This is a genomic window from Isoptericola sp. NPDC056605, assembly GCF_042792795.1.
In the GTDB taxonomy this organism is placed as follows: domain Bacteria; phylum Actinomycetota; class Actinomycetes; order Actinomycetales; family Cellulomonadaceae; genus Isoptericola.
Genome location: NZ_JBHTVT010000006.1, coordinates 217,798 through 237,110, shown reverse-complemented (window position 1 = coordinate 237,110; position 19,313 = coordinate 217,798). Strand labels below are relative to the sequence as shown.

Annotated in this window: 20 protein-coding genes and 1 riboswitch; of the genes, 10 read left to right on the top strand and 10 right to left on the bottom strand. The window is 75.4% G+C overall.

All coding sequences use genetic code 11. From position 1 onward, the window contains the following. Positions 1-173: 173 nt before the first annotated feature. From ACFQ8Y_RS09095 to ACFQ8Y_RS09080, 4 genes are all read left to right on the top strand, one after another. Positions 174-1,436 (top strand): AGE family epimerase/isomerase, encoded by a 1,263-nt coding sequence (locus ACFQ8Y_RS09095; RefSeq protein WP_430585257.1) that lies wholly within the window; start codon positions 174-176, stop codon positions 1,434-1,436. Then, on the top strand, positions 1,433-1,888 hold the full coding sequence (locus ACFQ8Y_RS09090) for an RrF2 family transcriptional regulator (RefSeq protein WP_430551509.1): 456 nt from the start codon (positions 1,433-1,435) through the stop codon (positions 1,886-1,888). Before ACFQ8Y_RS09095 ends, ACFQ8Y_RS09090 begins: the two co-directional genes overlap by 4 nt. A gap of 188 nt (positions 1,889-2,076) precedes the next feature. Beyond that, complete coding sequence (locus tag ACFQ8Y_RS09085) at positions 2,077-3,003, top strand: sulfite exporter TauE/SafE family protein (protein ID WP_430551508.1); 927 nt, start codon at positions 2,077-2,079, stop codon at positions 3,001-3,003. Between the two features lie 156 nt (positions 3,004-3,159). Then, positions 3,160-3,939, top strand: a complete 780-nt coding sequence (locus ACFQ8Y_RS09080; RefSeq protein ID WP_430551507.1) for a PAS domain-containing protein — start codon at positions 3,160-3,162, stop codon at positions 3,937-3,939. A gap of 25 nt (positions 3,940-3,964) precedes the next feature. On the opposite strand, the gene ACFQ8Y_RS09075 is transcribed toward ACFQ8Y_RS09080, so the two are convergent. After that, entirely contained in the window at positions 3,965-4,231 is a 267-nt protein-coding gene (locus tag ACFQ8Y_RS09075) for a DUF4235 domain-containing protein (RefSeq protein ID WP_430564816.1), read from the bottom strand. Between the two features lie 156 nt (positions 4,232-4,387). Further along, a riboswitch (TPP riboswitch) is annotated at positions 4,388-4,492 on the top strand. 71 nt (positions 4,493-4,563) lie between these two features. Between ACFQ8Y_RS09075 and ACFQ8Y_RS09070 the strand changes: the two genes are divergently transcribed. The 4 genes from ACFQ8Y_RS09070 (at position 4,564) to ACFQ8Y_RS09055 (ending at position 8,687) form a co-directional block, all read left to right on the top strand. Further along, positions 4,564-5,643 (top strand): thiamine ABC transporter substrate binding subunit, encoded by a 1,080-nt coding sequence (locus ACFQ8Y_RS09070; RefSeq protein WP_430585256.1) that lies wholly within the window; start codon positions 4,564-4,566, stop codon positions 5,641-5,643. Between the two features lie 86 nt (positions 5,644-5,729). Then, positions 5,730-7,406, top strand: coding sequence for an ABC transporter permease (locus ACFQ8Y_RS09065; RefSeq protein ID WP_430585261.1), 1,677 nt, complete (start codon positions 5,730-5,732; stop codon positions 7,404-7,406). Then, the gene (locus ACFQ8Y_RS09060; RefSeq protein ID WP_430585255.1) at positions 7,406-8,254 is read left to right on the top strand and encodes an ABC transporter ATP-binding protein; all 849 of its coding nucleotides are present in this window, start codon (positions 7,406-7,408) and stop codon (positions 8,252-8,254) included. Before ACFQ8Y_RS09065 ends, ACFQ8Y_RS09060 begins: the two co-directional genes overlap by 1 nt. After that, positions 8,241-8,687, top strand: a complete 447-nt coding sequence (locus ACFQ8Y_RS09055; protein ID WP_430564820.1) for a hypothetical protein — start codon at positions 8,241-8,243, stop codon at positions 8,685-8,687. The genes ACFQ8Y_RS09060 and ACFQ8Y_RS09055 overlap by 14 nt, the downstream gene beginning before the upstream one ends. Before the next feature lie 3 nt (positions 8,688-8,690). Here ACFQ8Y_RS09055 and ACFQ8Y_RS09050 read toward each other — a convergent pair whose 3' ends face one another. Beyond that, complete coding sequence (locus tag ACFQ8Y_RS09050) at positions 8,691-9,407, bottom strand: response regulator transcription factor (protein WP_430585254.1); 717 nt, start codon at positions 9,405-9,407, stop codon at positions 8,691-8,693. Next, positions 9,404-10,651: a sensor histidine kinase gene (locus ACFQ8Y_RS09045; RefSeq protein WP_430585253.1), complete on the bottom strand. Its 1,248-nt coding sequence runs from the start codon at positions 10,649-10,651 to the stop codon at positions 9,404-9,406. The genes ACFQ8Y_RS09050 and ACFQ8Y_RS09045 overlap by 4 nt, the downstream gene beginning before the upstream one ends. Positions 10,652-10,816: 165 nt before the next feature. Between ACFQ8Y_RS09045 and ACFQ8Y_RS09040 the strand changes: the two genes are divergently transcribed. Beyond that, entirely contained in the window at positions 10,817-11,299 is a 483-nt protein-coding gene (locus tag ACFQ8Y_RS09040; RefSeq protein WP_430585252.1) for a DUF6069 family protein, read from the top strand. Here ACFQ8Y_RS09040 and ACFQ8Y_RS09035 read toward each other — a convergent pair. Beyond that, the gene (locus ACFQ8Y_RS09035) at positions 11,262-12,401 is read right to left on the bottom strand and encodes a PrsW family intramembrane metalloprotease (RefSeq protein WP_430551498.1); all 1,140 of its coding nucleotides are present in this window, start codon (positions 12,399-12,401) and stop codon (positions 11,262-11,264) included. The two genes, ACFQ8Y_RS09040 and ACFQ8Y_RS09035, sit on opposite strands and share 38 nt — an antisense overlap. A gap of 97 nt (positions 12,402-12,498) precedes the next feature. Between ACFQ8Y_RS09035 and ACFQ8Y_RS09030 the strand changes: the two genes are divergently transcribed. After that, a complete protein-coding gene (locus tag ACFQ8Y_RS09030; protein WP_430585251.1) occupies positions 12,499-13,113 on the top strand; it encodes a dihydrofolate reductase family protein in 615 nt (204 codons plus the stop codon). Here the strand turns inward: ACFQ8Y_RS09030 and ACFQ8Y_RS09025 are convergent. The 6 genes from ACFQ8Y_RS09025 to ACFQ8Y_RS09000 are packed head-to-tail and all read right to left on the bottom strand — an operon-like array spanning position 13,092 to position 19,149. Next, positions 13,092-14,702, bottom strand: coding sequence for a SpoIIE family protein phosphatase (locus tag ACFQ8Y_RS09025; RefSeq protein WP_430585250.1), 1,611 nt, complete (start codon positions 14,700-14,702; stop codon positions 13,092-13,094). The two genes, ACFQ8Y_RS09030 and ACFQ8Y_RS09025, sit on opposite strands and share 22 nt — an antisense overlap. After that, entirely contained in the window at positions 14,699-16,462 is a 1,764-nt protein-coding gene (locus ACFQ8Y_RS09020; RefSeq protein ID WP_430585249.1) for an ATP-binding protein, read from the bottom strand. The genes ACFQ8Y_RS09025 and ACFQ8Y_RS09020 overlap by 4 nt, the downstream gene beginning before the upstream one ends. Next, positions 16,459-17,499, bottom strand: a complete 1,041-nt coding sequence (locus ACFQ8Y_RS09015; protein ID WP_430585248.1) for an ATP-binding protein — start codon at positions 17,497-17,499, stop codon at positions 16,459-16,461. Before ACFQ8Y_RS09015 ends, ACFQ8Y_RS09020 begins: the two co-directional genes overlap by 4 nt. Then, positions 17,496-17,915 (bottom strand): ATP-binding protein, encoded by a 420-nt coding sequence (locus tag ACFQ8Y_RS09010; protein WP_430551493.1) that lies wholly within the window; start codon positions 17,913-17,915, stop codon positions 17,496-17,498. The genes ACFQ8Y_RS09015 and ACFQ8Y_RS09010 overlap by 4 nt, the downstream gene beginning before the upstream one ends. Beyond that, positions 17,912-18,319: an STAS domain-containing protein gene (locus ACFQ8Y_RS09005; protein WP_430551492.1), complete on the bottom strand. Its 408-nt coding sequence runs from the start codon at positions 18,317-18,319 to the stop codon at positions 17,912-17,914. Before ACFQ8Y_RS09005 ends, ACFQ8Y_RS09010 begins: the two co-directional genes overlap by 4 nt. After that, on the bottom strand, positions 18,316-19,149 hold the full coding sequence (locus ACFQ8Y_RS09000; protein ID WP_430551491.1) for an STAS domain-containing protein: 834 nt from the start codon (positions 19,147-19,149) through the stop codon (positions 18,316-18,318). The genes ACFQ8Y_RS09005 and ACFQ8Y_RS09000 overlap by 4 nt, the downstream gene beginning before the upstream one ends. Positions 19,150-19,313 lie beyond the last annotated feature (164 nt).

Below are 19,313 nucleotides of genomic sequence, written 5' to 3'. Positions count from 1 at the left end.
CCTCGCGAGGGGGTGGGAGAGTAGGACGCCGCCGGACACCCATTCACGAAAGGCCCACCCCACACCGGGGTGGGCCTTTCGCATACCCCCGAACAGACCCCCACCGCAGACGCTGCTGCTCCGTCGCCCGCGTCCCGCGACCCCGTGCGGCGGCGTGCCGTTAGGCTCGTCGGGTGACTGGAGCACCGCACCTCCCCGCCGCCGGACCGACGCCGTCGTGGCGAGCCCGACACTTCCTGAGCCTGCTGGACTTCGCGCGGCCGTCCCTGGGAGGGGACGGGACCGCCGGGTGGCTCGACGACGCCGGGGCCGTCGACCCGGCGCAGCCGGCCCACCTGTGGATCACGTGCCGGATGACGCACTCCTTCGGGCTCGGGCACCTCCTGGGTGTGGAGGGCGCGGGGGAGCTGCTGGACCGGGGTATCGCCGGCCTGTCACGGACGCTGGCCGACGCCGACGAGGGCGGGTGGTTGGCCTCCAGGGGTCCGGGAGACGCGTTCGACGGGCTCAAGCAGGCCTACGGCCACGCGTTCGTCGTGCTCGCCGGGTCGACGGGGACCGTGGCGCGCACGCCGGGTGCCGTGGCCCTCCTCGAGGCGGCGCTGTCGGTGCTCGACCGGCGGTTCTGGGAGGCCGACCACCAGCTCCACCTCGACGAGCGGTCGCGCGACTGGGGCACGGTCGACCCGTACCGCGGGGTCAACGCGAACATGCACTCCGTCGAGGCGCTCCTCGCCGCCCACGACGCCACGGGCGAGAGCCGCTGGCTCGACCGAGCAGCGGTAGTGGCCGACCGCGTCATCGACTGGGCGGCGGGCAACGACTGGCGGATCCCGGAGCACTTCGACACCGCGTGGCAGCCGCAGCTCGAGTACAACGCGGACCGTCCGCACGACCCCTTCAAGCCGTACGGCGCCACACCGGGCCACGGGCTGGAGTGGGCGCGGTTGCTCCTGCAGGTGGACGTCGCCGGGGGGACGCAGGGACAGCGCACCGACGCGGCCCGGCAGCTGTTCCACCGCGCCGTGGCCGACGGGTGGGACGGGCCGGCGGGAGGTTTCGTCTACACGACGGACTGGAACGGGAGCCCCGTCGAGGCCCGCCGCTTCCACTGGGTGGCGGCCGAGGCGGCCGCGGCCGCCGACGTGCTGCACCGCACGACCGGCGAGGCGCGCTACGCCGAGCTCGCCGACGAGTGGTGGGCGTGGATCGACGCCCACCTGGTGGACCACGAGCGCGGCTCCTGGTTCCACGAGCTCGACACCGACAACCGCCCCTCCGGGCGGACGTGGGTCGGCAAGCCCGACATCTACCACGCGGCCCAGGCCGTCATCCTGCCGGACCTGCCGCTCACCGGGTCGTTCGCGGCGTCGGCCCGAGAGGCCGGACCGCTGCTGGCCGGCACGCGACTGGGCGCCGCGGTGGCGTCGTCATGAGGATCTCCGCGAAGGCCGACTACGCGGTGCGGGCGGCCGCCGAGCTCGCGGCGTCCGGCGAGGGCCCGGTCCCGGCCGAGGCCCTCGCCCGCGCGCAGCAGGTGCCCCACCGCTTCCTCGAGGCGATCCTCAGCGACCTGCGGCGCGAGGGCATCGTCGCGAGCCGTCGCGGCGCAGGCGGGGGGTACGTGCTCGCCCGCCCGGCCGACAAGGTGACCGTCGCCGACGTCGTGCGCGCCGTGGACGGGCCGCTGGTGTTCGTGCGCGACGCGCGGCCCTCCGACCTGGAGTACACCGGCGCCGCCGCGTCGCTGCTGCACGTGTGGGTGGCGCTGCGCGTGAACGTGCGCGCCGTGCTGGAACAGGTGACCCTGGCGGACCTCGCGGCCGGGACGATCCCCGACGTCGTGCGCCGGCTGACCGAGCAGGAATCGGCGTGGGTCAGCCCCTGAGCCACGCCGGATCGGCGTAGGCGCCAGAGGCGCCGCACGGTCGTCGGCCTGGTTCACGCGACGCCGCAGAAACCCTCGTCTCGCGATACGGACATATTTTTGAGACCGTTGAATCCGATAGAGCCGATCGGGTAACTTCGTCGCAGACGCGGCGGACCCGCTGCCGCGCCGAAACGGAGGGAACCCCCGTGCGGACTCTCGTCCTCCTTGCCCTCGTGGGCCTCGGTGCGCAGCTCGTCGACGGCAGCCTGGGCATGGCCTACGGCGTCACCTCGACCACCCTGCTGCTCGCGATCGGCACCAACCCCGCGGCCGCGTCGGCGACCGTCCACCTCGCCGAGGTCGGCACGACCCTGGCGTCCGGCGCCTCGCACTGGCGGTTCGGGAACGTGGACTGGAAGGTCGTCATCAAGATCGGCATCCCCGGTGCCATCGGCGCGTTCGCCGGCGCGACCTTCCTCTCGTGGCTGTCGACCGAGATCGCCAAGCCGCTGATGTCGATCCTGCTGCTGGGTCTGGGCCTGTACGTGCTGCTGCGGTTCACGCTCCGCGGGCTGCGTACGGACCGTCTCGGGCAGCCGCTCCGCAAGCGGTTCCTCACCCCGCTCGGGCTGGTCGCCGGGTTCATGGACGCCACGGGTGGTGGCGGCTGGGGCCCGGTGGGCACGCCCGCCATCCTCGCGAGCGGCCGCATGGAGCCGCGCAAGGTGGTCGGCTCGATCGACACCAGCGAGTTCTTCGTGGCCGTGGCCGCGAGCCTCGGGTTCCTCTTCGGTCTCGGGACCGCGGGCATCAACCCGTCCTGGGCCCTCGCGCTGCTCATCGGCGGCCTGATCGCCGCGCCGATCGCCGCGTGGCTCGTCCGCCTGGTGCCGCCGCGCGTCCTCGGCTCCGCCGTCGGCGGGATCATCGTCCTCACCAACGTGCGGACCCTGCTGTCCCTCGACTCGTTCCCGGTGAGCGACGGCGTGCGCACCCTGGTGCTCGCGATCATCGCCGTGGGCTGGGCCGCCGCGGTCGTCTACTCCTTCGGCCAGCACCGCAAGGCGGTCGCGGAGGAGCGGGCCGAGGCGGCCGGCGAGCAGCCGGAGGCGGCGGCGACGACGGTCGCCTGACGGTCCGAACCCGTCACGGGCGCCGACAGCACCACCGAGCACCGCCACCGCACGTCACCCGCCGTGCGGTGGCGGTGTCGTGCCGTCCCGGTACCGTGGTGGAGCCAGGAGAACTGCGCGCCGGACCCAGCTGCACGGCACTGGGGGTGGTCCTCGATGTCCAGCACGCCCAACGACACACCGCGCCGCGAGCTCGTCGCCCTCGCGGAGCTGCTGGGTGCCGGGAGCCAGCTGCTCGTGGGCCGGTACCGGGTCGACGTCGCCACGGGGGAGTGGTGGTGGTCGGACGAGGTGTTCCGGATCTTCGGGCGTGAGCCCGGCTCCGTCGCACCGGGGCCCGAGGTGCTGCGCGCCCACCTGCACCCGGACGACCGTGAACGGCTCTCCCGGACGGCGGTGGTCGCACTGGGTGCCGGGCGGCCGTTCTCGGGGGCACACCGCGTCGTGGACGACCACGGGCGCACGCACACGGTCGTCGTCACGGGTCAGGGACGGCACGGGAGTGACGGCGCGTCGTCGCAGATCGTCGGCTACGTCATCGACGCGAGCCCGGTCGTGCGCGACGCGCTGGAGCGCGAGGCGCACCGCGCCGTCTCGCGCGCGTTCGTCGCCGCCGCAGCCGCGGAGCAGGCCAAGGGCGCCATCATGGCCGTCTGCGGCGTGGACGAGTCGGTGGCCACCGAGGTCCTCGCCGACGCGGGTGCGCAGGTCGGCGTGTCCGCCCAGTCGGCGGGGGAGCAGGTGATGAAGGAGCTCGCGCGACCGGTCGGGGACCGGGACGCCGCGCTCACGGCGGCGGAGGTGGTCCGGTCGGCACCGCCCGCGAAGGACGCGGCGGACCGCCTGAGCAGCGCGCTCGCCGCCGTGCGGCCGGTGGACCGACCGCACGGCCACGACGCGCAGCTGGCCCGCCGTCGTCCCCGCGCGAGCCACTGACGGGACCGTGCGGGGAATCGGCGGGTCAGCGGCCCGAGACGAACCGGGCAGCCGCGCGCCCGGCGCCCTGGCGGGCGAGGCGCTTCGCGAGCACCGCGACGCCGCCCGAGACGGCCGCGAAGGTGACCGCCTGCACGATGGAGAGCTCGTCGTCGTCCAGGTTGGTGGGCGCCACGTTGCCCGTCGCCCGCTCCCAGACCACCCCGATCAGCTTCTGCGCGACCCATCCGGCGGCGATCGTCAGCACCACCGTGCCGACCTTCACGCCCAGCGGCTGCTCGGTGTCCGTCACGTGCTCTCCCTCGGTCTGACCCGGCGTGCTACCGCCGGGGCGTCGTCCTGGTCCGGCGTCCACGGCCGACGGGCGGTGTCACGGCACGTCAGGCACGTCACACCCCGAGGCCGAGGACGGGACCACGGTAGCGCGGTGTCGACGGGTAGGCTCGTGCTGATACGACAGGGGAGCGCCCACCGGCGCTGAGAGTGCGGACCGCCGCAGACCCTCGAACCTGACCCGGTTAGCACCGGTGGAGGAAGTCGGGAATCTCGTTCCCTGCGGACGGCAGCACCACGACGGTGCCGGGCGCCCGCAGGACCCCCTTCTCGCACCTTGAGGAGGACAGCATGACGCTGAGCACCACGACCAGGACCAGGAGCGCGGCAGCAGCGGTCGGGGCCGTCGCGCTCCTGCCGCTGCTGGCGGCGTGCGGCGGCGGGACGCCGGCGGACGACGCGAGCGGGGCGTCGAGCACGGTCACGCTCGTCACCCACGACTCGTTCGCCGTCTCCGACGAGGTGCTGGCCGCGTTCGAGAAGGAGTCCGGCCTCTCCGTCGAGCAGGTGGCACCGGGCGACGCGGGCACGCTGGTGAACCAGCTCGTGCTCACCAAGGACGCGCCGCTGGGCGACGTCGTCTTCGGTGTGGACAACACCTATGCGTCGAGGGCCGTCGACGCCGGGGTCTTCGAGGAGTACCAGCCCGCCGACCTGGGCCCGGAGGTCGCGGCCTACGCGCCCGACGACCTGGCCGGCACGCTGACGCCGGTCGACGTGGGCGACGTCTGCATGAACCTCGACGACGGCTGGTTCGACGAGCACGGTGTCACGCCCCCGACGACGCTCGAGGACCTCGCGAAGCCGGAGTACCAGGACCTCACCGTGGTCACCAACCCCGCGACGTCGTCGCCCGGCCTCGCGTTCCTGCTCGCGACGATCGGAGCCTTCGGCACGGACGGCTGGGAGGCCTACTGGGCCGACCTGCGCGACAACGGCGTCAAGGTCGCCGAGAGCTGGGAGGACGCGTACTACGTCGACTTCTCCGGCGCCGGTGAGGGCGGGCAGCGGCCGATCGCGCTGTCCTACGCGACGTCGCCCGCGTTCACCGTGAGCGACGACGGGACATCCTCGACGACCAGCGCGATGCTCGACACCTGCTTCCGGCAGGTCGAGTACGCGGGGGTGCTGGCCGGTGCGGAGAACCCGGACGGCGCGAAGCAGCTGGTCGACTTCCTCACCTCGCCCGAGTTCCAGGCCGACGTGCCCGGCCAGATGTACATGTACCCCGCCGATCCGGACGTGGAGCTGCCCGCCGACTGGCAGCAGTTCGCCCCCCTGGCCGACGAGCCGTTCGAGGTGGCGCCCGCGGACGTCGCCGCGCACCGCGACGAGTGGATCGAGCAGTGGACGGCGACGGTCGTCGGCTGACGCGCCCCGTGCCGCGCGCCCTGCGCAGCGCCGCCCGCCCGGCCTCCCGGGCGGCGCGGTGGCGCGCCGACCGGTGGGGCGCGTGGCTGGGCTGGGGTGCCGCGGTCGTGCTGCCGCTGGGCTTCCTCGCGGTCTTCTTCGCGTGGCCGGTGGTGTCGCTCGTCTTGCAGGGGTTCTTCACCGAGACCACCGCGGGGCGCACGCTCGACCTGTCCGGCTTCGCGGAGGTGCTGTCCCAGGAGCGCACGTGGCGGATCGTCGGGCAGACGCTCGCCCAGGCGCTCACCGGCACGCTGCTGTCGGTGCTGCTGGGCCTGCCGGGCGCGTACGTGCTGTACCGGTGCAGGTTCCCCGGGCGGACGCTGGTGCGGGGTCTGGTGACGGTGCCGTTCGTGCTGCCCAGCGTCGTCGTCGGCGTCGCGTTCCGCGCGCTCTTCGCCCCCGGCGGCCTGCTCGGCTGGGCGCACCTGGAGGAGAGCTTCGCCGGCATCGTGCTCGCCCTGGTGTTCTTCAACTACGCGGTGGTGGTGCGCACGGTTGGCGGCATGTGGGAGCGCCTCGACCCGCGCGCCGAGCAGGCCGCCCGCGCGCTCGGCGCGACGCCCTGGCGCGCGTTCCGCACCGTGACGCTGCCGGCGCTCGGCCCGGCGATCGCGTCGGCCGCCGCGGTGGTGTTCCTGTTCTGCGCGACGGCGTTCGGCGTCGTGCTGGTGCTCGGCGGCCTGCGCTACGGCACGATCGAGACGGAGATCTGGACGCGCACCACCCAGTTCCTCGACCTGCGCTCGGCGGCGGTGCTGTCGGTGCTGCAGCTCGTCGTGGTGGCGGGCGCGCTGCTGGTCAGCTCCCGCGCCCGGGCGCGCCGCGAGCGGGCCCTGCACCTCACGAGCGACAGCGTGTCGGCGCACCGGCTGCGGCTGCGCGCCGGCGCCGACGGCACCGACGTCGCGCCGGCGCTCGTCACCCTCGTCGTCGTGGCGGGGCTGCTCGTGCTGCCCATGGCGGGGCTCGTCACCCGGTCGCTGCGCGCGCCCGACGGGTCGTGGGGCCTCGACAACTACGTGGCGCTCGGCACCACCGGCGGGCGCAACGCCCTGACGGTCACGGTGTGGGAGGCGCTGGGCAACTCGCTGCGCACCGCGGCCTGGGCCGCGCTGATCGCCGTCGTCGTGGGCGGCCTCGTGGCGCTCGTCGTGTCGCGACGCCCGCGGCGGGCCGGGCTGCGGCGTGCCGTCGGTGTGCTCGACGCCGCGTTCATGCTGCCCCTCGGCGTCTCCGCCGTGACGGTGGGCTTCGGCTTCCTCATCACGCTGGACCGCCCGCTGGGGCTCGACGTCGACCTGCGCACCTCCGGCGCGCTGGTGCCGATCGCGCAGGCGGTCGTCGCGATCCCGCTCGTGGTGCGCACGATGCTGCCGGTGCTGCGCGCCATCGACCCGCGGCTGCGGGAGGCGGCCGCCACGCTGGGCGCGGCGCCCGGGCGGGTGCTACGGACGGTCGACGGCCCGCTCGGCGCGCGGTCGCTGGGGCTGGCGATCGGGTTCGCGTTCGCGGTCTCGCTCGGCGAGTTCGGCGCGACGTCGTTCCTCGCCCGCCCCGACACGGCCACCCTGCCGGTGGTCATCTACCGCCTGATCGGGCGGCCCGGGGCCGAGAACTACGGGATGGCGCTCGCGGCGTCCGTGGTGCTGGCCGTGCTCACCGCGACCGTCATGATGGTGGCCGAGCGCCTTCGCGGCGACCGGCCCGGAGGGGAGTTCTGATGGAGCAGGCCCGGCAGACGACGGGGCTCGCCGTGCGCGACGCCGTCGTGCGGTACGGCGCCGCGCGCCGTCGACCGGGGTCGGTCGCGGTGGACGGCGTGTCGCTCGACGTCGCCGCCGGCGAGATCGTCGCGCTGCTGGGGCCGAGCGGCTGCGGCAAGTCGTCGCTGCTGCGCGCCGTCGCCGGGCTGGAGCCGCTGGCGGGCGGCACGGTCGCCTTCGACGGCGCGGACCTCGCGGGCGTGCCCGTGCACCGGCGCGGCTTCGGCCTGCTCTTCCAGGACGGCCAGCTCTTCCCGCACCGGGACGTCGGCCGCAACGTGGCCTATGGTCTCGAGACGCAGGGCGTGCCCCGCGCCGAGCGGGCCGCGCGTGTCGCCGACCTCCTGGCCGACGTGGGCCTGGCTGGCTACGCGGGCCGGTCCGTCGCGACGCTGTCCGGCGGGGAGCAGCAGCGCGTCGCGCTGGCCCGCGCCCTCGCTCCGCGGCCGCGGCTGCTGCTCCTCGACGAGCCGCTGTCCGCCCTGGACCGCAGGCTGCGCGAGCGGCTCGCCGTCGACGTCCGCGACACCCTGAAGGCCACCGGCACCACCGCCGTGTTCGTCACGCACGACCACGACGAGGCGTTCACCGTCGCCGACCGGGTCGCCGTCATGGACGCCGGGCGGCTGCTGCAGGTGGACGCGCCGGACGTGCTGCTGCGCGCGCCGGCGAGCCCGCGGGTGGCGGAGTTCCTCGGGCTGTCCGCCGACGACGACGCCGCCGGCGCCGGCGCCGCTGATGGTTCGGGGACGACGGGTGCAAGAACTGCGGCCGTGACGACATCATCGGGGCATGACGTGGTCTGACGGCCGGAGCCGGCGGCTCTCCGCGGCGGCGTGCGGCGTGGCGTGCCTCGGGCTGCTGGCCGCGTGCGGCCCGGGCGACGGGGAGGACGTCTTCGCCGCCCGCGAGCCCCTGCCGACCTGCGGGGAGGTGACCGCGCGCCCGGACCTCGGCGAGGGCGAGCCGAAGGCGGAGCTGGCCGACGCGTTCGCCTGCCTCGACGAGGCGGCGGCACGCGGTGAGGGGGCGGAGCTCCTCGTACGCTCCCTGACCGTCGAGGGTGACCCGATCGTCGAATACCACCGTGTGGGTCCCGGGATCGACGGGCTCGAGGTCTACGTCGACGGCACCCGGGACACGTTCGGCGACCAGATCTGGACCTACCGGTCGTGCCCGGGCACGGTGACCACCTCGGAGCCGCAGGGCTGCTGGGAGTCGGGCCTCGTCGAGGGCTGAGCCCTACGCCTCGCCGGCGTCGTGCACGAGCAGGGCGACCTGGGTGCGGTTCTCCAGCCCGAGCTTGTCGAGCACGCTCGACACGTGCGCCTTCACCGTCGGCACGCTGAGGTACAGGCGGGCCGCGATGTCGGCGTTCGACGCGCCGCGGCCCAGCTCGACGGCGACGTCGCGCTCTCGCGCGGTGAGGACGTCCAGGGCGGCCCGGGCACGGTCGCGCGACCCGTCCGAGCCGGCGACGGCGGCCATCAGCCGCCGCGCGACGTCCGGGGCCAGCACCGGCTCGCCCGCGGCGGCGGCGTGCACGGCGGCGGCGATGCGTGCCGGCGGCATGTCCTTGAGCAGGTAGCCCGCGGCCCCGGCGCGCAGCGCGCCGCCCACCTCCTCGGCGGTGTCGAACGTGGTGAGCACGACGACGGCGGGCGGAGACGGGCGGGCGCGGACCCGCCGGGTGGCCGCGATGCCGTCGACGCCGGGCATGCGCAGGTCCATGAGGACGACGTCGGCCGCGTGGGCGTCGAGCACGCCGGGCACCTCGGCCCCGTCGGCCGCCTCGGCCACGACCGTCATGCCGTGGGCGCCGTCCAGCATCAGGCGGAGGCCCGCGCGCACCAGCGCGTCGTCGTCCACCAGCACGATCCGCACGGGCGTCGCGGCGTCCGCGGGGCCGCCCGCCGGTCCGGCGGTGGGGAGCGGGCCGGGCCCGGGCGTCGTCGTCACGCGTCCCACGGTAGCCACGCCTCCACCGCGAAGCCGCGCGACGCGGCGGGACCGGCGTCCGGGCCGGCGGCCAGCGTGCCGCCCAGCAGCGTGGCCCGCTCGCGCAGCCCGACCAGCCCCGTGCCCGTGCCGACCCCGTCCGGGGCGACGGCGCCGGGTGCCGCGCCGTCGTCGGCCACGCGCACCCGGACCTCGCCCGGGGTGGTCGAGACCGTGACCCGGACGGCGGCACCGGGCGCATGGCGGCGCGCGTTCGTGAGCGACTCCTGCACCACGCGGAAGACGGCGGTCGCGACGGCGGCAGGAGGGTTGTCGTCGCCCGTGCGCTCGTAGGTCACGTCCGTGCCGGCCGCGCGGGAGTCGTCGACGAGGCGGCGCACGTCGTCCAGGCCGGGTACCGGCCCGAGATCCTCCGGGCCGGCGCGGAGCAGGCGGATGACCTGCCGCAGGTCCTCCAGGGCGTCGCTCACGCCGGCGCGGACCCGCCCCGCCGCGGCGGCGAGCTGTGCCGGGTCGGCGTCCGGGCGGTACTCCATGGCGCCGGCGGTCGCGGCCAGCAGGGACAGGCGGTGGGCGAGGGTGTCGTGCATCTCGCGGGCGATCCGGGTGCGCTCGGCCGTGCGCGCCTCCGCGACCCGCCGCTCCTGCTCGGCCTCCGCCCGGCGCGCCCGGTCGCGCAGCGACCACAGCACGAGGGCGCGCTCACGGCCGTACGCGCCCCAGCCGAAGAGCGCGGCGTGCACCGCGACGTCGCACAGGAGCCACCACCCGAGGGGGAGCCCCACGGGCCGCCACAGCGCCTGGACGGCGTGCCCCAGCACGCCCGCCCCGGCGACCCACGCGGCCGTGCGGACCGGGTACCAGCGCGCGACCTGCAGCGTGCCGACGGTGGAGGCTGGCGTCGCGGCCCCCGAGACCGCGGCGAGGACGGCGAGGGCGACCGCGGCCACCACGCTGCGCCGGGTGAAGAGCACGGGGACCAGCGCGACCGCCGCGACGCCGACGGCGACGTCCACGCCTGCCGGCACCAGGACCGTGATCGTCCCGGTGCCGCGCACCGGTGCCGCGTCCGCCACGGCGAACGTGGCGGCCGCCGTCAGCGCGGCGACGAGCGCCCACGCCAGCACGAGGACCCCGCGCGGGGCGGGGGGCGGGCCCGGGTCCGACGGCGCCCACGGGTCGAACTCCGCCCAGCCGCCGGGGCGTGCCGCGGCGGGGGTCGGGGTGCTGTCGGTGCTGGTCATGACCGGGACGCTACGGCGGACCTCCCGCCGGCGACACCGACGAAAGTCGGGGGTGCTCCCGCCGGACGGCGCGACGACGACCGACCACGGCAGGGCGCGCGACCTGCGGTGCGCGCGGGAGCGTCGTCCTGTCGGCAGGGTGCCGGCGGCGAAGGAGGGGACGACATGAACGGGACGCAGGGCAGGACCGACATCACCGGCACCGGCGCGCAGGGCCGGACCCCCGGAGGCCCGGCCGGACGCTCGTGGCGCGACCGGGCGTGGTGGAACCGTCCGCGGACGGTCGTGGTGGGCGCCGTGCTGGCCGGCGCGGTGGTCTACCTCGTCGGCACGCTGGCGGGCGTGGACCCGCAGGTGCGGGCGGGCTCGGGCACCCTCGAGGTCACGATCTCCCTGGTCATCGCCACCAGCCTCACCGCGGCTCTCGGCGGGTGGGGCGTCCGCGCGCTCCTGCTGCGCCGCCCGAACGGTGGGCGGCGTGCCTGGCTGGTGCTGAGCGGCGCCGTCCTGCTCGTCTCCCTGCTGGGCCCGCTGGGGGCGGCGAGCGCCGGCGCGACGGTGCTGCTCCTGCTGGAGCACCTCGCCGTGGGCGGCGTGATCATGCTGGGCCTCAGCGGGGCGCGGCCTCGGGGCGCCAGAGCGGCGTGAACACCTTCCGGGCCGCGAGCATGAGCGCGAGCAGGGGGCCGCGCTGCCGCTCGAACCCGACCTGGTCCACCAGCCCACGGTCGAGGCGGCGGTGCAGCATCGCCAGCTCGGTCGCGGCCTGCTGGTAGTCGCGCATCGCGCGGGCCGGGCCGGGGCCGCCCGCGGCGCGGACCCGGGCGCGGGCCCGGCGGCGCCGCGTCAGCGACGTGAGCATCACGACGTCCGGCAGGGCGACGACACCCAGCGGGCCGTACTGCGGCAGGTGCTGCCCGATGAGCCCCACGATGCGGGCGCGGTCGCGGCGCACGACGACGAGCAGCCCGACCACGATCCCCAGGCCCAGCAGGTACACGGCCACGACGGCCTCGACGCCGAGCGACGCGGCGCCGTTCCACAGCGCGTGGTACGTCATCGCGCCGAGCAGGCCGAGGAGCACGGGCCACACCCGCGCCCAGCCGCGCGGGGCGAGCGCCGCCGTCGCGATCCCCAGGCCGGTGAGGGACGTGCACAGCGGGTGGATCAGCGGCGACAGGAGCCCGCGCGCCACGAACGTCGCGGCCAGCCCCTCCGGGCCCGCCACCGTGTAGTAGTGGATGTTCTCCACCGTGGCGAAGCCGAGGCCCACCATCGACCCATAGATGATGCCGTCCGTGGGGCCGTTGAGCTCGTGCCGACGGAACCAGAGCATGCCCACGAGGACCAGCGCCTTGAGGGTCTCCTCGACCACGGGCGCGGTGACGACCGCCGTCGCGACGAACCCCTCCTCCTGGCCGAGCAGCGGCGTCCACAGCAGCGTGAGCCCGGCCGTGTTGATCCCCATCGCGACCAGCACGGACACGCCCGCGCCCCACAGGAACGCGAGCACCAGGGCGTCCGGGGGCTCCGGCTCGAGGCGGTCGAGGGCGAGCACGCCCGCCAGCAGCAGGGGGAGCGGCAGGACCGCGAGGAACAGGCCCTCGAGGAACGTCGGGCCCTCCGCCGACGTCACCACCAGCGCGGCGAGCAGGCACGCCGACGACACCGCGATCGTCACGATGACGCCCACCGACGGGCGGCGCGTGGGCCGCCGGTCGAGGATCGCGCGAGGGTCCAGGGCCGGCATAGGCCTTGATCCTAGGTGCGACGGGCCGGCGGCACCGCGATGATCTCCTCAGCGGACCGGGTCGGCCCCGCCGTCCGCCCGTCCCGGAGGAGCCCTCATGGCCACGGTCGTGTCCACCCTGTTCATCTCGCTCGACGGCGTCGCGGAGATCGACCCCGCCTGGCACTTCCCCTACTTCGACGACCACATGGCCCGCGCCGTCGACGACGACTACCGCGACACCGACGTCCTGCTGATCGGCCGCGTCACCTACGACAGCTTCGCCGGCGCGTGGCCCGGGCGGGAGGAGGCGGGTGAGGAGGACGCGGCGTTCGCCCGGCGGCTGGGGGACATGCGCAAGGTGGTCGTGACCCGCTCGGCGCACGACCTCGGCTGGCGCCACGTCGAGCGCCTCGACGGCGACCTGTCGGCCGCCGTCGAGGCGCTGAAGGCCGAGGCCGGCGTGGAGAAGATCCTCGTGCCGGGGTCGCTGTCGGTCGTGCGCCAGCTCCTCGCGGCAGGTCTGCTCGACGAGCTGCGCCTGCTGGTGCACCCGGTCGTGGCCCGCCGCGGCGCGCGCCTCTTCGACGAGGGCGACACGGTCTACCCGCTGGCCCTGCGCCGGTCGGAGGCCTTCCCGACCGGCGTGGTCCGCCTCGTCTACGCGTCAGGCGAGCTACCGAGCCTGGCGGGGTATGACGACGTGAAGGGTCAGGTGCCGAGCGGCGACTGAGGGTCGTGCACCCGACGGACGACCACGACGGCGACGTCGTCCTCCCGACCGGCGTCGGCGAACCTGTCCACCAGGCGTGAGCACACGTCCGCGGGGGCCAGCCCGGCGAGCGTGCGGGCCGCGTCCACGAGCTCGTGGATGCCCTCCCGCAGGGTGCGGTCGCGGCGCTCGACGAGCCCGTCCGTGACGAGCACCAGGAGGTCGCCCGGGCCCAGCGCGTCGCGCCGTGCGGGCCGCTCGTCCGGGCTCGCCAGGCCCAGGAGGCGGGCCGGCGACTTCTCCGCGACCACCGTCCCGTCGGCACGGACCACGAGCGGAGGCAGGTGGCCGGCGTCGGTCATCTCGACGCTGCCGTCCGCGGGGTCGATGACGCAGACGCACACCGTGGTGAGCTCCGGGTGGTCCTGCCGCAGCGAGTCGTTGAGCAGGTCGAGCGCGCGGGCGGCATCGTGCCCCTCGCGCAGGTAGGCGCGGAGGGTGAGGCGGACCTCGGCCATGACGGTGGCCGCCCGCAGCGAGTGTCCCTGGACGTCCCCGATCACGACGGCGACCCGGCCGTCGGGCAGGTCGAAGGCGTCGTAGAAGTCCCCGCCGACGTCGAGGCGCTCGTCCGACGCCTCGTAGCGGGCGGCGACCTCGACACCGCCGCGCACCGTGAGGCCGGAGGGGAGGAGCCGGCGCTGGAGGGCCATCGCGATGCGGTGCTCCTCGGCGAAGGTCTTGAGGTTCCGGAGGGCCACGGTGATGGCCTCGGTGAACCGGGCGGCGACCTCGCGCTCCTCCGTCGACGGGCTGCTGGAGGCGTCGTCGGCCTGCAGCGCCAGCCCGCCCACGAGCGTGCCCTCGGCGTCGCGCAGCCACACCGTCCACCAGGCCGACCGCGGCACGCCCGCCTGGGCCAGGAGCGGGACCCAGTGGTCGGGCACGTCGTCGGGGCCGAACGTGGCCGACGAGACCGGCCCCGGCGGCAGCACGGGGAGCGCCCCGCGCCCGCGCACCAGAGGCGCGTCCGGGGCGGGGCACACCGCGCGGACCACGGTCTGCGGGTCGACGACCACCATCGCCACGGCGGGGCGCCCGAGCACGGCGCAGGCGCCCTGGGCGACGAGATCGGCCACGAGCTCCTGGGTGCGGGCCTGGTGCAGGGGAGCGAGCGCGTCGGCGAGCGCCTCGAGCCGGCGCGCGGTGCGCCCGGCGTCCCGGTGGGCGTCGTGCGTGCGGCACAGGGCGCCCACGGTGGCCAGGAACTCGTCCTGGTCGAGGGGCTCGGGCAGGTACGCGTCGGCGCCGCCGTCCAGCCCTGCGGTCCGTGCGGCGGCGTCGATGGAGGTGGCGGACACGTGCAGCACCGGCACGTGGGCGGTCCGCGGGTCCGACTTGATCCGGCGGCAGACCTCGGTCCCGGTGAGATCCGGGAGGTTGACGTCGAGGACCACCGCGTCGATCGTCGCCGCCACGAGGTCCAGCGCCTCCGCGCCGGTCCCGGCCTCGAGCACGTCGAAGCCCGCGCCCCGCAGCCATGTCGCCATGACGTAGCGGTGCGCGCGGGTGTCGTCCACGACGAGGACGGTGCGGTCGGCAGGTGTCATGGGGCACCGCCGTCGCGGAGCGCGCGGGTGAGGGCGGTGCGGTCGAGCGTCGACTTCGGCAGGAAGGGCGCCGGCCGTTCCACCCCCGTCTGCTCCGGGGCGGGGCCGCTGGACATGAGCGCGACGGCCAGGTCGGGGTGCTCGGCCCGGAGGCGGGCGAGCAGGCCCACGCCGTCGAGCTCCGGCAGCCGCACGTCCACGACGGCCGCGTCGGCACGGGCGTCCCGCAGCAGCGCGAGCGCGTGCCGCCCGTCGTGGGCGACGCTGACGCGGTCGGCGTCCTCGCGCAGCAGCCCCGCGACGTACGCGCCGTACGACCGGTCGTCGTCGACGACCAGCACGTGCCCGAGCCCGGTCGCGGCGCCCGACGATGCCGCGCCGAGGGAGCGTGCGGTCGTCGGGACGGCCGGCGGGAGCTCGGCCGGGGCTGCGGGCTCGACGGGGAGGACGACGGTGAAGGTGCTGCCGACGTCGGGCGCCGAGCGCGCCGTCAGCGTCCCGCCGAGGGCCTCGGAGGTGCGCCGGGCGTAGGGCAGGCCGAGGCCCGTGCCCCGGACGCTCGGTTGGAGCCGGTTGGGCACCTGGACGAACTCCTCGAACACGGCGTCCAGGTGCTCCGGCCCGATCCCCAGGCCGGTGTCCTCGACGACGAACCGGACGGCGTCGCCCTCGGCGCGGACGTCGAGCCGCACGCTGCCTCGTTCGGTGAACTTGACGGCGTTCGTCAGGAGGTTGCGCAGGACGCGCGCGACCAGACGCCGGTCGCTGACGAGCGCCAGCCCGGGCTCGCACGCGACCACCAGCTCCACCCCGTCGCGCACCAGGGGCTGCGTCGTGCCCCGGAGCTCGTCGAGCAGCGCCGGCACGTCGATCGGCGCGGGCGCCACGTCCTGGTGCCCGGCCTCCGCGCGCGCGAGGTCGAGGAGCTCGTCGACGAGGGTGAGCAGCGTGGCCGCGCTGTCGCGCACGAACTCCACCTGCTCGGCCTGGTCCCCGGCCATCGTCGACGCCTGCAGGAGCGAGGTCAGTCCGATGATGGAGTTGACCGGGCTGCGCAGCTCGTGGCTGACGTTGCGCAGGAAGCGCGACTTGGCCTCGTTCGCGGCCGCCAGCTCCCGGCCGCGCTCGTCGAGCTCGGCGTACAGCGCGACGACGCCGGTGTTGGTCTCCTCCAGCTCCGCGGAGAGCTGGTGGTACATCGCGAGGACGCCGCGGTTCGTCTCCTCCAGCTCGGTGTTGAGCCGGCGGAGCTCTTCCCGCTGCGCCACCAGCTCGTCGTGGGTGCGCAGCAGCTCGGCGTTCTGCACCCGCAGCTCGTCGAGGGCGTTGGCGCCGTAGCCGACGGTGATCGCGCGGCGCAGCGCGTCCGTGGTCGCGGCGTCGAGGGGCGCGGAGGCCCCCAGCTCCACCACGAGGGTGACGTGGCGGCCGTCGGCGCCGAGCACGACCTCGTCGACGAGGCGCCGCGCCGCGGGGACGCCGCCGTCGGCGGCGCTGCCGGTCGTGGTCAGGCCGGCGGCCGACTCGAGGTCCGCACGCAGGAGCGGCCGGGCGCCCCGGTCGAGGCCGATGGTGACCTCGACGGGCCCGAGCGCGACGGCGGCACGACCGACCTCGGAGAGCGCGGTGGCGACCCGCACCTGGTGGTGGACGTCGAGGCCCATGGCACGCGAGATCTCGCGGCCCGCGCGGCGGAGGGCCAGCAGGTCGGTGTCACTCTCGAGCCGGGTGGCGAGGAGCGGGGTGTCGGCTGTCGTCACGGGGTGCCTCCCAGCGGGACGACCACGACGCACGCGTCGTCCCGTCGTACGGCGAAGTCGCGCATCAGGAGGCCCGCGACGACGAGGGGCGCGCGTTCCCTGAGCCCCGGGTAGGCGGCCAGGCTCGCGCGGTCGGTGAGCCCGTCGGAGTGCAGCACGAGCAGGTCGCCGGGGCTGACGGGGACGACGACCTCGCGGACGGCCCGGGCATGGGTGCCGGCGATGCCGGGCTGGCTCACGAGGCTCCGCGACCGGCCGCTGCCCTGGACGGTGCCGCCGATGTTGCCGAGCCCGGCGTGCCGCAGCGTCCCGTGCTCCGCCCGCGAGACGGAGACCGCCGCCCCGCGCGTGCCACCCAGGGCGCCGTGCACCCGGTCGAGGAGCACGGCCGGGCCTGCCGGCTGCGCCTCGAGGAACGCGCGGACAGCCGACTGCGAGGCGACGGCGGCCAGCGGACCGTGGCCGAGCCCGTCGGCGACGAGGACCGAGGTCATGCCGTCGTCCGTCCGCAGGGCGAACGCGTCACCGCAGACGACCTGCCCGGTCATCGGCCGGGTCAGGCCCGCCCCCGGTGCGGGGTCGGGCCGGGCTCCGGGGGACGCGAAGGTGGCGGCCACCACCGTGCCCTGCCCGGGCGCCGACCAGGCGTCCCACGAGCTGGTGAGCCGCGGCAGCGTGCCGAGCCCGATGCCGAGCGTGCCGCGCGAGGACACCCCGTCGCGCATCGCGGCGGCGAGGTCGCGCATGCCGGGGCCGGAGTCCACCGCCAGCACCTCGAGCGCGGCATGGTCGTCCCAACGACGGACGCGGAGCGACACCGCCCCCGAGCCGGCGTGCCGGGTCTGGTTGGACGCCAGCTCGGACACCACCAGTCCGGCTTCCGCGGCGCGCGACTCGCCCAGGCCGAGGCTCAGCGCGGCCGTCGTCGCGGCGCGCCGGACCGCGCCGACGGCGGAGGGATGGTCGACGGTGTGCCAGACCCCGGCCTCCAGGGCGACCGCCGTGTCGGGCGAGGACGACCCCGACGGGGAGATCATCGCGACCAGGTCACGATCTCGACCCGGGTCCCTGCTCCCGGTGCCGTGTCGATCGAGAACTGCTCCACGAGCCGTCGTGAGCCGGACAGCCCGAGGCCCAGCCCGTTCCCGCTGGTCCAGCCGTCCGTCAGCGCGAGGTCCAGGTCGGCGATGCCCGGCCCCTCGTCGGAGAAGACGGCCCGGACCCCGGACCGTCGGCCGTCCGCGACGAGCTCCACCTCGACCTCGCCGCCGCCGCCGTAGACCAGCGTGTTGCGGGCGAGCTCGCTGGCGGCCGTGACGAGCTTCGTCTGGTCGACGAGAGAGAGCCGTGCCTGCTGTGCCACCGTGCGGACGAGCTGTCGGACCCTGACCACGTCGGAGTCGGCACGCACCTCGAGCCGTTCCGTCGTCGTGGCCGAGGGCGCGGTCGTCATCTCGACGCTCGTTCGGCAGCCGCCGCGAGCAGCACGCTCTCGGCGGACTCCTGCGCCGGGGCGAGCATCGCGAGGCCGCGCTCCACGTCCAGCGCCGTGCGGACGCCGCCGAGGGACAGGCCGAGCTCCACCATCGTGATGGCCACGGCGGGCCGCATGCCGACGACCACCGTCTGCGCGTCGAGGACGCGGGAGATCGCGGCGACCGACGCCAGCATCCGGCCGATGAAGCTGTCGACGATCTCCAGGCCCGAGATGTCGATGACGACGCCGCGCGCGCCGGTGCGCGTGATGCGCTCGGCCAGGTCTTCCTGCAGCTGCAGCGCGGTGTCGTCCTGGAGGTCCACCTGGATCGAGACGAGCAGCGTCGACCCGATCTTGAGGATGGGGACGGCGTCGCTCACGCGGTCACCTCGATGTGCGAGCGGCGACCCTCCCGCAGTGCGTCCACGAGCGCGTCCGCCAGCGTCGCGCGGGTGCGGATGTCCCCGAACTCGATCCCGAGCGCGACGACCGTCTGCGCGATCTGGGGGCGGATGCCGCTGATGGTGCACTCCGCGCCCATGAGGCGCGCCGCGACGACCGTCCGCAGGAGGTGCTGGGCCACCTGGGTGTCGACCGCCGGCACGCCGGTGATGTCGATGATGGCCTGCGTGCTGCCCGTCTCGACGAGGGTGTTGAGCAGCTTCTCCATGACGACCTGGGTGCGCGCGGAGTCGAGGGTCCCGACCAGCGGGACCGCCACGATGCCCTCCCAGAGCTTGACCACCGGGGTCGACAGCTCGAGGAGCTGCTCGGCCTGCTCGCTGATGATCGACTCGCGGGCGGCGGCGAACGCCTCGAACGTGAACAGCCCGAGCTCGTCCACGAGGCGCAGCAGCGGTACCAAGCGCGTCATGGCGTCGGCCGAACCGGCCAGCCCGTACAGCCCTTCCTTGAGGGCGAACACGCCCACGGCGGTCTCCCGGGGCGTGAAGCCGAGCCGGGCGCGCGCGGCGGAGACGTCCGCCAGGATGCCGCGCAGCTGGTCGAAGGCCTCCGACTGCAGGGCGGTGCCACCGGCCTGCAGGCCGTCGACGAGGGCCTGGTAGATGTCGGACTGCTCGCGCTCGAGCTCGCCCCGGGTGGTGCGTCCGCGCAGCTCCTGCACGGCGGCGTCCAGCCAGGCGGGGCGGACGCTCTCCGCGTGGTCGACGAGGGTCTGTGCCAGGGCACTCGGCGCGACAGCAGTCATCGCGGGATCCTTCCGGACGAGAGAGGGGCCGTGTTCTCGACCGCGGTCAGTGTACGCAGCGACGGGAGCGCTGCCGCACCGGTGTGCGGCAGCGCTCCCGTGACCTGCGGTGCGGTCCTCGCGCTCCCGCAGATTTCACCCGCTCGCCGTCAGGTTCAGGCGCG